Origin of the sequence: Pseudomonas sp. 06C 126 (genome assembly GCF_001855215.1) — a bacterium.
GTDB lineage: Bacteria > Pseudomonadota > Gammaproteobacteria > Pseudomonadales > Pseudomonadaceae > Aquipseudomonas > Aquipseudomonas proteolytica.
Genome location: NZ_MIFU01000002.1, coordinates 242,342 through 253,366, shown reverse-complemented (window position 1 = coordinate 253,366; position 11,025 = coordinate 242,342). Strand labels below are relative to the sequence as shown.

The window sequence follows — 11,025 nt, the reverse complement described above, 5'->3', positions numbered from 1 at the left end:
GGCGCCCGGCCTCGGTTTTGTTGAGTGTGGCCTTGAGGCATACTCCGTCGACGTTCAGTCCGGGGTCATCCAAAGCATGAAAAAAGCCATCGTGTGGAGTCTAGCTCCGTTCGCCTGCATTGGCCTGTGGCTGGCGGCGGCACCGGCGTGGGGCGCGCCTGCACCGGCCTTGAGCGAGGTGCGGGTGTTCCAGGTGCAATCCCAGGCGTGCAAGGAGTCCGTCGCCGAAGGCGTCGACAGCACCCGGCAGTGCCAGCACCGCGGGCCGACGCGGGTCTCGGTGATGGAAGTGGGGCTGGGCAATAACGCCATCGCCACCTTTGATGGGGCGCGGCTTGCGGGGCAAAAGACGGCGATTTGCCAGGTGGGCTCCATCAGCCAGGCCTGCAATGGCGCTGGCACGTTGATGGGCTACATCTATGTATTTGACGTGGATATCCGCGCCGCGGGCTGGTTCGAGTACAGCAACACGTCGATCAATGTGCCGCGCAATACCCTGAAGACTCAGTTGCGCATCCAATGATGACCCCCTGTAAGAGCCGGCAAGCCGGCTCTTACAGGTTCAGGGCGTTTCGGCCGGGGTATGCATGCGGTCCCGCTTGGCCAGCGTCGGGAACAGCTTGATCCACACCCCGGTCACCACCAGCGTGCCGACCCCGCCCAGCACCACGGCGGGCACCGTGCCCAGCCAGTGGGCGGTGACGCCGGACTCGAACTCGCCCAACTGATTGGACGCGCCGATAAACAAGCCATTGACTGCACTGACCCGCCCACGCATTTCATCGGGGGTTTCCAGTTGCACGAATGAGGCGCGGATCACCATGCTGATCATGTCCGCCGCCCCCAGCACCACCAGCACGGCCAACGAGAACCAGAACGAGGTGGACAGGCCAAAGGCAATCGTCGCCACGCCAAACACCCCGACGGCAGTAAACATCACGCGGCCCACATGCCGGTCCACGGCAAACCGCGCCAGCCACAACGACATCAGCAGCGCGCCCACCGCTGGCGCCGAACGCAGCAGCCCCAAGCCCCAGGGGCCGGTCAGCAGGATGTCCTTGGCGAACACCGGCAACAACGCCGTGGCGCCGCCCAGCAGCACCGCAAACAGGTCCAGGGAAATCGCCCCGAGGATGTCCGGGCGGCTGCGGATAAAGCGGATCCCCGCCAGCAACGAATCCAGCGTCGCCTTGCCCTTGTTCAGTGGGGTCTGCCGGGCGGGCAGGTTGAGGGTCAGCAGGCAGGCAATCAGGTACAGCAATACCGTCGGGCCATACACCCATGCGCTGCCGAAGGCATAGAGCAGGCCGCCCAGTGCCGGCGCGACGATGGTTGCCGATTGCTGGGCTGACTGCGCCGCCGCCACCGCCCGTGGGAACAGGGCAGTGGGCACGATGCTTGGCAGCAGGGCCTGGGTGGTGGGCAGCTCGAAGGAGCGGGCCGCGCCCAGCAGGAAGGCCAGGATAAAAATCATCTCGCGGGTGACATTGTCCGTCAGGCTGCCAACGACCAGCGCCAGGGCGATTAACGCCTGCAGCGTCTGGCAGATGGCGGCGACTCTGCGTCGTTCGTAGCGATCGGCCACATGCCCGGTGTGCAGCATGAACAGCACCCGCGGCACAAACTCCACCAGGCCCACCAACCCCAGGTCCAGCACATTGCCGGTCAGTTGGTAGAGGTTCCAGCCGATGGCCACCGTGAGCATCTGGAAGCCACTGGCGGTAAAGATCCGGGCCAGCCAAAACGCAATAAACGGGCGGTGATGACGTAACAGCAGCGGGGTTTCACTGGGCATCGGCAAGCACTGGACTGAACCTGGGAAGCGCCGAGATTAGCATCAAGCTGTAACAAATAGTTGCTGCAAAGGAAATATCCTTAGCAAGGCATCTATTTCGCTGAGTCATCCTGTCACGCGGCAAAAGACCACACAGTCCAAGCCGGAAAATGGGACTACTCTTTCATCGTTGCTTGATCCAGATCAATGCTGATTGGAGCGTTGGTGTGGCGGCCAGAAGGCCAGAATCCCTACGTGGTTGGTAAAAAAAGAACGAATTGCAATTCGCCACACTCCATATCCGTGGGGGCAGTGGGTGCAGGCCCCCAGCCAGCAGCCGGTATTACCTGACAGAGGAAGACTTATGTTCGGTTTGGAGGCGCTAGATCTCGCCCGAATTCAATTCGCATTCACCATCTCGTTCCATATCCTGTTCCCGGCCATCACCATTGGCCTGGCCAGTTACCTCGCGGTGCTGGAAGGCCTGTGGCTCAAGACCCACAACGATACCTACCGTGACCTCTACCACTTCTGGTCGAAGATCTTTGCCGTCAACTTCGGCATGGGTGTGGTCTCGGGCCTGGTCATGGCTTATCAGTTCGGCACCAACTGGAGCCGCTTCTCGGACTTCGCCGGTTCCGTCACGGGGCCCTTGCTGACCTATGAAGTGCTCACCGCATTCTTCCTCGAAGCGGGCTTTCTGGGGGTGATGCTGTTCGGCTGGAACAAGGTCGGGCGCAAGTTGCACTTCTTTGCCACGGTGATGGTGGCCGTCGGTACGTTGATCTCGACCTTCTGGATCCTCGCGTCCAACAGCTGGATGCAGACACCGCAAGGCTTTGAAATCATCGATGGCCGAGTGATCCCCACCGATTGGCTGGCAGTGATCTTCAACCCCTCGTTCCCCTATCGCCTGGCGCACATGGCCACGGCGGCGTTTGTCGCCACCGCGTTCTTCGTCGGTTCCTCGGCGGCCTGGCACTTGTTGCGGGGCAAGGACAACCCGGCGATCCGCACCATGCTGTCGATGGCAATGTGGATGGCGCTGATCGTCGCGCCGATCCAGGCGGTGATCGGTGACTTCCACGGCCTCAACACCCTCAAGCATCAGCCGGCAAAAATTGCCGCGATTGAAGGCCATTGGGAAAATATTGGGAATGAACCGACCCCGCTGATCCTGTTCGGCTGGCCGGACATGAAGGAGGAGCGAACCAAGTACAAGGTGGAAATCCCCTACCTGGGCAGCCTGATCCTCACCCATTCCCTGGACAAGCAAGTGCCGGCCCTCAAGGAGTTCCCGCCCGAGGACCGCGCCAATTCGACCATCGTGTTCTGGTCGTTCCGCATCATGGTCGGCCTGGGCATGCTGATGATCTTCACCGGCCTGTTCGGCCTCTGGCTGCGCAAGGGCGACAGGATGTACACCAACAAACCGTTCCTCTATCTGGCGCTGTGGATGGGCCCGTCGGGGTTGATTGCGATCCTGGCCGGCTGGTTCACCACCGAAATCGGGCGCCAGCCCTGGGTGGTCTACGGCTTGATGCGCACGGCGGATGCCTCCTCCAACCACAGCGTGGTGCAGATGAGCATCACCCTGGCGCTGTTTGTGGTGGTGTACTTCGCCCTGTTCGGCGCGGGCCTGGGCTACATGATGCGCCTGGTGCGCAAAGGCCCGGTCACCCACGAAAGCACCGAGCCGGCCCACGGTGGCCCCGGTCAGCAACGCACCCCGGCGCGTCCATTGTCGGCGGCCGATGACAGCGGCGACGCCGATCACGGCGACACTCTGAACAAGGGGAATTGAGTCATGGGTATTGATCTTCCGCTGATCTGGGCCGTGATCATCATCTTCGGCATCATGATGTACGTGGTCATGGATGGCTTTGACCTGGGGATCGGCATTCTCTTCCCCTTTATCCCGGGCAAGACTGACCGTGACGTGATGATGAACACCGTCGCCCCCGTGTGGGACGGCAACGAGACCTGGCTGGTACTGGGGGGCGCGGCGTTGTTCGGCGCGTTCCCGCTGGCCTACTCGGTGGTGCTCTCGGCGCTGTACCTGCCGCTGATCCTGATGCTGATCGGCCTGATCTTCCGTGGCGTGGCCTTTGAGTTCCGCTTCAAGGCCAAGGATGACAAGCGCCACCTGTGGGACAAGGCGTTTCTCGGTGGCTCGCTCGCGGCGACCTTCTTCCAGGGTGTGGCGCTGGGGGCATTCATTGAAGGCATTCCAGTGGTCGACCGCCAGTTCGCTGGCGGTTCATTGGACTGGTTCTCCCCGTTTGCTTTGTTTTGCGGTGTGGCCTTGATCGTGGCTTATGCGCTGCTGGGCTGCACCTGGCTGATCATGAAGACCGAAGGCAAGTTGCAGGAGCAGATGCACAACCTGGCGCGGCCCCTGGCGTTTGTAGTGTTGGCGGTGATTGGCATTGTCAGCATCTGGACGCCCCTGGCCCACCCGGACATCGCCTCGCGCTGGTTCACCCTGCCGAACCTGTTCTGGTTCCTGCCGGTGCCGATCCTGGTGTTGGTGACCATGTACGCCCTGGTGCGCGCCGTGGCCCGCAATGCCCATTACGCGCCGTTCCTGTTGACGTTGGTGCTGATCTTCCTGGGCTATAGCGGCCTGGGTATCAGCCTGTGGCCAAACATCATCCCGCCGTCGGTCTCGATCTGGGACGCTGCCGCACCGCCACAAAGCCAGGGCTTCATGCTGGTGGGTACGCTGTTCATCATCCCATTCATCCTGGGCTACACCTTCTGGAGCTATTACGTGTTCCGCGGCAAGGTGACCCATGAAGACGGCTATCACTAGGAGGCTTGCACCATGAGCGGTAAACCTTCACTGGATGACATCGAACAGGCCGAGAAAAAGCCGCTCTGGCAGCGCCTGGGTTGGCTGGCGATGATCTGGACCGGCAGCGTCCTGGCCCTGTTCGTGGTGGCCAGCCTGATGCGCATGTTTATGAACGCTGCAGGCCTGAGCACTCACTGATATCCCACGCTTTTGACCCTCCTTGTGGAGGGTTTTTTTTGCCTGGGATTATTTGCGGGCCTTGAGAATCACGAACTTTGGCGTCGCTGCCACCTGCTCCACACCGCGGAACAACCGCGCCAGTTTGCTGTGATAGCCCAGGTGGCGGTTGCCGACGATGTACAAGGCGCCACCGACCACCAGCGCTTCGCGGGCTTGCTGGAACATGCGCCAGGCGAGGAAGTCGCCCACTACCTGTTGTTGGTGGAACGGCGGGTTGCACAGCACCACGTCCAGGGATTGCGGTTCCTGGTCCGCCAGGCCGTCGCCGGGGCGAATGGTCACTGCCCGCTCGCCCAGTGCGGCCTGCCAGTTCTCGGTCGCTGATTGCACGGCCATATAGGACTCGTCGACCAAGGTGTACTGCGCCTCTGGGTTTTGCAGGGCGCTGGCAATGGCCAGTACTCCGTTGCCGCAACCCAGGTCCGCCACCCGGGCGCTGCCCAGGTTTTGCGGCAGGTGCGGGAGGAAGGCGCGGGTGCCGATGTCCAGGCCTTCGCGGCAGAACACATTGGCGTGGTTGAGCAACTCGATGGCCGGGGCGTCGAGGCGATAGCGCGTGGGGTAGGGGGATACGGCCAACGGTCGATCGGCCGGGGTGGCGATCAGCAACCGGGCCTTTTTTACCGCCAGCGAGGCGTGCATCGGGCCGATGTAACGCTCCAGCAGTTCACCGGCGGCCCGGGGCAGATGCTTGACCATCGCGCCAGCGATCACTTCGGCGCCGGGCGCCAATTGGCCTTGCAGACGGATCAACTGTTCTTCCAACAGCGCCAGGGTTTTTGGTACCCGGATCAGGACGCGGTCGAAGGGCCCGCTGAATGCCTGGCTGGCAGGCACGAGCGACAGGGCATCGAAGGCCTTGCCATTGCGTATCAGGTTTTTCTGCAAGGCCTGGTTGCCCAAAAACGAGTCGCCACTGCTGGTGACGTGCACATGCCCCTCAAGGCTGGCTGCCAGCGCGCCAAAGCTGTCATTGAGCACCAGCACCCGGGTATTGCTGGCCGGTTGCTGCTCGGCCAAGTGGGCAAGCAGGTATTCGTCTGCCGCATCGAATGCTTGCAGCGGCTCATTTGGCTGCTCGGGCTGGCGGATCAGGTCGAGTTGGGCGAAGGGGCTATCGAGCAGGGGCATGGCGGGGGGAACTCTGGCTAATCGGCGGGTGTTCCTCGCGGGGCGAGGAACCTTCTGAGTGGACTGCGACGCGGGCGGCGTCATCACCCAGAACTGGCCGTAAATGTTACGTTTTTTTCAAAGGGAATACATTCAGTGTTTTCAGGGGACTCGTGCCGGTTGCGTTTAAAAAAGGCCTTGTCTGACTGCGGTAAATACGGCAGCAATCTTGTTGGTGACGCCCAGTTTTTTCATCGAACTGCTGATATGAAAGCCGACGGTGCGTTCTGACAGGCACAGAATCGTCGCAATATCGGCAGCTGTCTTGCCCATGGCTGACCATTGCAGAATCTCGGTCTCACGGCTGGTAAGTTTGCTGGGCTTCTGGAAAGACGGCTCCTGGGTATAGGACTGGACGGCAACGGTATGCAGTGCATGGCATATCCACAGGACCTGGCCGGCCTTTTCGTAAAGCTCATGGGCTTTCACCGCACCCTTGCTGCGGCCCAGGCTGATCATGCTGAAAAGACCACGGAAGTCATGCACTGACTGGGCCCAGCCATGGTTCAAGCCATGGGCTTGTGCGTGAACCCACATGTCCGGCACTGCAGCGAAGGTTTTTTCGTCCCAGACGATCGGCAAGACATCGCGTTTGCAATGGCCGACCAAGGGATCCATTTCGAAGTAATTCTCTGTCTTGTAGATGTTGTTCCATTCATCTGGATAGTTGTTGATACGAACGTTCTTATTGGGGCGGTAAAGAGCATTGGAACCCATTACATAACCACAGTACTCAAAACCCAGCTCATAGGTAATGTTCAGAGCCGCCTCGAACATCGTATTCACCTCATCCTCGCCCTCTAGCTTGGGTAGACGTGTGTTGCGCCATTTGACCATCGGTAACTCTCCATGAGTCGCACACTGACACTTCGTAACGCGGGTCCCCATAACCGGTATCGATCGAGTGTAGGACAGCTTCTAAGGTGGGCATGGGAATTTTCGTACTTAGCGCCATGCTTTTTAGTCGGATTGCGAGATGGGCAACTGGCTACGTTTTCTTGCGGTAGACGATTTTCCTTCTCTTTTAGAGGGTTAGCCACTTGCCATTAACTGCGCGCTCAACAGTGGCTGTTTAGATGTGCAGTCAAGGGGCCTGGTTAATCGCCAAATAGTTTAGTTTGCGCAATTAGAGCTATTACTCAAGTACCGTTACAGCAGTGATACATGCCGGTTGTCGCCGGCCGGGCGGATGTCACTACAAACCAACGGTGTTTGCCGGCGCCACTTTGGGCGACACTAGGGGTTACCTGTCGCCCGGAGCCCGCTATGACGGCCAGTGCTGAAAAATTCACACGCCAGACCCTGGTCAATGTGCAGTCATTGACCCTCAGTCTGTTTACCCTGCGGACCACCCGCGACCCGGGGTTTCGTTTCGTCGCCGGGCAGTTTGTCCGCCTGGGTGTGACCAAACCCGATGGCAGCCTGGTGTGGCGCGCCTACTCGGTGGTGTCGTCGCCCTTCGATGAGTTCCTGGAGTTCTTCTCGATTGTGGTGCCCGGCGGAGAGTTCACCAGTGAGCTGAGCCGCTTGCGTGCCGGCGACGAACTGCTGGTGGAGCGCCAAGCCACGGGCTTCCTGACCCTGGACCGGTTTGTCGATGGCCGGGACCTGTGGTTGCTGGGGACCGGCACCGGTATTGCGCCGTTTCTGTCGATCCTGCAGGACTTTGAAGTCTGGGAAAAATTCGAGCGCATCATTCTGGTCTACAGCGCCCGGGAGGCTCGCGAGCTGGCCTACCAGACACTGATCCAGCAGTTGGGCGAGCGTGAGTACCTTAAGGAGTACGCCCATAAACTCACCTACCTGCCCATCGTGACCCGTGAGCAGCACCCGGGCGCATTGAACGGGCGTATCACCACCCTGATCGAAAATGGTGAGCTGGAACGTGCGGCGGGTGTGGCCCTGACGCCAGAGCATTCGCGGGTGATGATTTGCGGCAACCCACAGATGATCGACGACACCCGGCAATTGCTTAAACAGCGCGATATGCAATTGAGCCTGACGCGTCGGCCAGGGCAGGTGGCGGTAGAAAACTACTGGTAGCAAAAAGGCGCCCGATCAGAGGCGCCTTTTTTCAGTGGCCGACAGGTGTTGCAGGTCGGCTACAGGGGCTTGTTGTTCTGAGCCTTGAGCAGGTCGCGGATCTCGCCCAGCAGTTCTTCTTCCTTGGTCGGCACCGGCGGCAGGCTTGGCGCGGCGGCTTCTTCACGCTTGAGGCGGTTGATGGCCTTGACGCCCATGAAGATCGCGAACGCGACGATCACGAAGTCAATCACGCTCTGGATGAATTTGCCGTAGGCCAGGACCACTGCTGGGACATCGCCCTGGGCGGCCTTGAGCGTTACCGCCAGATCACCGAAATCCACACCACCGATCAGCAGACCGATAGGAGGCATCACCACGTCGCCTACAAAGGACGAAACAATTTTGCCGAAGGCAGCGCCGATGATAATACCGACCGCCATGTCGACCACATTACCTTTGACCGCGAAGGCCTTGAACTCACTGATCACGCCCATAGGTTATTCCTTGTTACAGTTGAGAGGAGAGGAACTCAGTGTAAGTCAGTCTGCAGTGACTTGCTCGACACAACTGTTAACACTGTTCGTTGTAATCGACACATTAAAACGCAAATAGTTTGCAAAGTGCCACCAATCGCGCGCGAAATACCCGCCATTTCAGTGGTTTACCACACTATTTTCTCAATCGGGCTGGTGTGAGTTTTCTATTTATCTTCTGGCGCCAGGATCACTAGCCTCTGGCGAGCACTTGTAAAAGTGCATTAAAAAAACCAGAGGATTGCATGATGAAAAACCTTATTAGCCGCAGGTCTATTGCTGCGCGCAATCTGCTGTTGATTGCCAGTACCAGCCTATTATCGCTGTCGGTCAGCGCCGCCAACTTGACGCGCGATAACGGCGCGGCAGTGGGCGACAACCAGAACTCGCAGACCGCCGGCGCCAACGGCCCGGTCCTGCTGCAGGACGTTCAACTGATCCAGAAGCTGCAACGCTTTGACCGTGAGCGCATCCCCGAGCGTGTGGTGCATGCCCGTGGCACTGGTGCCCACGGCACCTTCACCGTCACCGATAACCTCAGCGACCTGACCAAGGCCAAAGTATTTGCCGCAGGTGAGGCCACGCCGGTATTCGTCCGGTTTTCTGCCGTAGTCCACGGCAACCATTCCCCGGAAACCCTGCGCGACCCTCGCGGCTTCGCCACCAAGTTCTATACCGCCGAAGGTAACTGGGACCTGGTAGGTAATAATTTCCCGACGTTCTTTATTCGCGATGCCATCAAGTTCCCGGACATGGTGCATGCGTTCAAACCTGACCCACGCACTAACCTGGATGACGACTCCCGTCGTTTTGACTTCTTCTCCCATGTTCCCGAGTCCACCCGCACACTCACCGAGTTGTATTCGGACTCCGGCACCCCGGCCAGTTACCGCGAGATGGATGGTAATGGCGTACATGCCTACAAGTTGATCAATGCCAAGGGTGAAGTGCACTACGTCAAGTTCCATTGGAAGAGCCTGCAGGGCATCAAGAACCTGGATCCAAAACAAGTTGTCGAGGTCCAGGGCCGTGACTACAGCCATATGACTAACGACCTAGTCACCCATATCAACAAGGGCGACTTCCCCAAGTGGGATCTGTACGTACAAGTGCTCAAGCCGGAAGAACTGGCCAAGTTTGATTTCGATCCTCTGGACGCCACTAAGATCTGGCCCGACGTTCCCCAGCGCAAAGTCGGGCAGATGGTGCTAAACCGCAACCCGGCCAACGTCTTCCAGGAAACCGAGCAAGTGGCCATGGCCCCGGCGAACCTGGTGCCGGGTATCGAGCCGTCGGAAGATCGCCTGCTGCAAGGCCGAGTGTTCTCCTATGCGGATACGCAAATGTACCGCCTGGGCGCCAATGCCCTGCAATTGCCGATCAACGCACCACGGGTCACCGTCAACAACGGTAACCAGGACGGCACGATGAACTTCGGCAAGACCAGCAGCGGCGTGAACTACCAGCCAAGCCGCCTGGAACCGCGGGAAGAGCCGCAAAGTGCGCGCTACAGCCAGATGCCCCTGGCCGGCAGCACCCAGCAGGCGAAGATCCAGCGTGAGCAGAACTTCAAGCAGGCAGGCGACTTGTACCGCTCCTTCAGCAAGAAGGAGCGCCAGGACTTGATCGACAACTTCGGTGGCTCCCTGGCGACCACGGATGACGTCAGCAAGCACATTATCCTGTCGTTCCTGTACAAGGCCGACCCGGAATATGGCACTGGCGTGGCCAAAGTGGCCAAGGGTGATCTGGCGCGGGTCAAGGCATTGGCTGAAAAACTGAACGACTGATCTTAATACCCACTTCTGTAGGAGCGGGCTTGCTCGAGAAGCTCTCAAAGGCACCGCGTACATTCAGGATTAACGCGGTGCCCTTACGTTTTTCGCGAACAAGCTCGTTCCCACAGGAGCCTTGGAGGATGTCGCTTATGCGTAGCTTTATTGGAGCGCTTTTGGCCTGCTGGTCCTTGAGCGTATTGGCCGACCCGCAGGCCCTCAAGGCGCAATTGCAGGACTACTACTTCGACGCCGCCCGGCGTGGCGATGTGGAGATGCTCAACACCTTTATCGAGTCCGGCTATTCCCTGAATACCGTCGATGACAAGGGCTACACCGCGCTGATCCTGGCCGCCTATCACGGGCAGGGACCGGCCGTGGAGCAACTGCTGGCGGCGGGTGCCGATGCTTGCGTGCAGGACAAACGCGGCAACACGGCGTTGATGGGGGCGATTTTCAAGGGTGAGCTGAGCATTGCCCGGCGTTTGCTGGGCACCGCCTGCAACCCTGACCAACGCAACGGTGCCGGACAGACGGCGGCCATGTACGCCGGGCTGTTCAAGCGCGTGGAACTGCTCGATGCACTCAAGGCCCAGGGCGCCGACCTGAACGCCGAGGACCCGCTGGGCAACAGCGCTACACGATTGGCCAACGGTGAAATCCGTACCGCGCCGCCGCGCTGAGCTATCATCGCGGTTTTTCGGTTGGAGG

The 11,025-nt window shown here is 59.7% G+C and carries 11 protein-coding genes; 7 read left to right on the top strand and 4 right to left on the bottom strand.

Annotated elements, in window-relative coordinates:
• The first annotated feature begins 76 nt into the window (after positions 1 to 76).
• On the top strand, positions 77 to 523 hold the full coding sequence (locus BHC62_RS02945) for a DUF4879 domain-containing protein (RefSeq protein ID WP_070994168.1): 447 nt from the start codon (positions 77 to 79) through the stop codon (positions 521 to 523).
• A gap of 39 nt (positions 524 to 562) precedes the next feature.
• Here the strand turns inward: BHC62_RS02945 and BHC62_RS02940 are convergent, their stop codons facing one another.
• Positions 563 to 1,795, bottom strand: a complete 1,233-nt coding sequence (locus BHC62_RS02940; protein ID WP_070994167.1) for an MFS transporter — start codon at positions 1,793 to 1,795, stop codon at positions 563 to 565.
• Positions 1,796 to 2,138: 343 nt separating this feature from the next.
• On the opposite strand from BHC62_RS02940, the gene BHC62_RS02935 reads away from it, so the two are divergent.
• Genes BHC62_RS02935 through BHC62_RS02925 form a run of 3 tightly spaced genes read left to right on the top strand, consistent with a single transcriptional unit; the run spans position 2,139 to position 4,769 of the window.
• Positions 2,139 to 3,578 carry a cytochrome ubiquinol oxidase subunit I gene (locus BHC62_RS02935; RefSeq protein ID WP_070994166.1) on the top strand — a complete coding sequence of 480 codons (1,440 nt, stop codon included), beginning with the start codon at positions 2,139 to 2,141 and terminating at the stop codon, positions 3,576 to 3,578.
• 3 nt (positions 3,579 to 3,581) lie between these two features.
• A complete protein-coding gene (gene cydB / locus BHC62_RS02930; RefSeq protein WP_070994165.1) occupies positions 3,582 to 4,589 on the top strand; it encodes a cytochrome d ubiquinol oxidase subunit II in 1,008 nt (335 codons plus the stop codon).
• A 12-nt stretch (positions 4,590 to 4,601) separates the two neighbouring features.
• On the top strand, positions 4,602 to 4,769 hold the full coding sequence (locus BHC62_RS02925; protein WP_065942821.1) for a DUF2474 domain-containing protein: 168 nt from the start codon (positions 4,602 to 4,604) through the stop codon (positions 4,767 to 4,769).
• A gap of 48 nt (positions 4,770 to 4,817) precedes the next feature.
• Here the strand turns inward: BHC62_RS02925 and BHC62_RS02920 are convergent, their stop codons facing one another.
• Both BHC62_RS02920 and BHC62_RS02915 read right to left on the bottom strand, forming a co-directional pair.
• Positions 4,818 to 5,942 (bottom strand): methyltransferase, encoded by a 1,125-nt coding sequence (locus BHC62_RS02920; protein ID WP_070994164.1) that lies wholly within the window; start codon positions 5,940 to 5,942, stop codon positions 4,818 to 4,820.
• 165 nt (positions 5,943 to 6,107) lie between these two features.
• Positions 6,108 to 6,818 (bottom strand): LuxR family transcriptional regulator, encoded by a 711-nt coding sequence (locus BHC62_RS02915; protein ID WP_070994163.1) that lies wholly within the window; start codon positions 6,816 to 6,818, stop codon positions 6,108 to 6,110.
• 429 nt (positions 6,819 to 7,247) lie between these two features.
• On the opposite strand from BHC62_RS02915, the gene BHC62_RS02910 reads away from it, so the two are divergent.
• Complete coding sequence (locus BHC62_RS02910; RefSeq protein ID WP_070994162.1) at positions 7,248 to 8,024, top strand: ferredoxin--NADP reductase; 777 nt, start codon at positions 7,248 to 7,250, stop codon at positions 8,022 to 8,024.
• 59 nt (positions 8,025 to 8,083) lie between these two features.
• Here the strand turns inward: BHC62_RS02910 and mscL are convergent, their stop codons facing one another.
• Positions 8,084 to 8,500, bottom strand: a complete 417-nt coding sequence (mscL, locus tag BHC62_RS02905; protein ID WP_029292131.1) for a large-conductance mechanosensitive channel protein MscL — start codon at positions 8,498 to 8,500, stop codon at positions 8,084 to 8,086.
• Between the two features lie 287 nt (positions 8,501 to 8,787).
• On the opposite strand from mscL, the gene BHC62_RS02900 reads away from it, so the two are divergent.
• Positions 8,788 to 10,329: a catalase gene (locus tag BHC62_RS02900; RefSeq protein WP_029292130.1), complete on the top strand. Its 1,542-nt coding sequence runs from the start codon at positions 8,788 to 8,790 to the stop codon at positions 10,327 to 10,329.
• A gap of 137 nt (positions 10,330 to 10,466) precedes the next feature.
• Complete coding sequence (locus BHC62_RS02895) at positions 10,467 to 10,997, top strand: ankyrin repeat domain-containing protein (protein WP_029292128.1); 531 nt, start codon at positions 10,467 to 10,469, stop codon at positions 10,995 to 10,997.
• Positions 10,998 to 11,025: the final 28 nt, after the last annotated feature.

Coding starts and splice junctions, on each gene's coding strand:
- BHC62_RS02945 (WP_070994168.1), top strand. CDS start 77: ATGAAAAAAGCCATCGTGTGGAGTCTAGCTCCGTTCGCCTGCATTGGC.
- BHC62_RS02940 (WP_070994167.1), bottom strand. CDS start 1,795: ATGCCCAGTGAAACCCCGCTGCTGTTACGTCATCACCGCCCGTTTATT.
- BHC62_RS02935 (WP_070994166.1), top strand. CDS start 2,139: ATGTTCGGTTTGGAGGCGCTAGATCTCGCCCGAATTCAATTCGCATTC.
- cydB (WP_070994165.1), top strand. CDS start 3,582: ATGGGTATTGATCTTCCGCTGATCTGGGCCGTGATCATCATCTTCGGC.
- BHC62_RS02925 (WP_065942821.1), top strand. CDS start 4,602: ATGAGCGGTAAACCTTCACTGGATGACATCGAACAGGCCGAGAAAAAG.
- BHC62_RS02920 (WP_070994164.1), bottom strand. CDS start 5,942: ATGCCCCTGCTCGATAGCCCCTTCGCCCAACTCGACCTGATCCGCCAG.
- BHC62_RS02915 (WP_070994163.1), bottom strand. CDS start 6,818: ATGGTCAAATGGCGCAACACACGTCTACCCAAGCTAGAGGGCGAGGAT.
- BHC62_RS02910 (WP_070994162.1), top strand. CDS start 7,248: ATGACGGCCAGTGCTGAAAAATTCACACGCCAGACCCTGGTCAATGTG.
- mscL (WP_029292131.1), bottom strand. CDS start 8,500: ATGGGCGTGATCAGTGAGTTCAAGGCCTTCGCGGTCAAAGGTAATGTG.
- BHC62_RS02900 (WP_029292130.1), top strand. CDS start 8,788: ATGAAAAACCTTATTAGCCGCAGGTCTATTGCTGCGCGCAATCTGCTG.
- BHC62_RS02895 (WP_029292128.1), top strand. CDS start 10,467: ATGCGTAGCTTTATTGGAGCGCTTTTGGCCTGCTGGTCCTTGAGCGTA.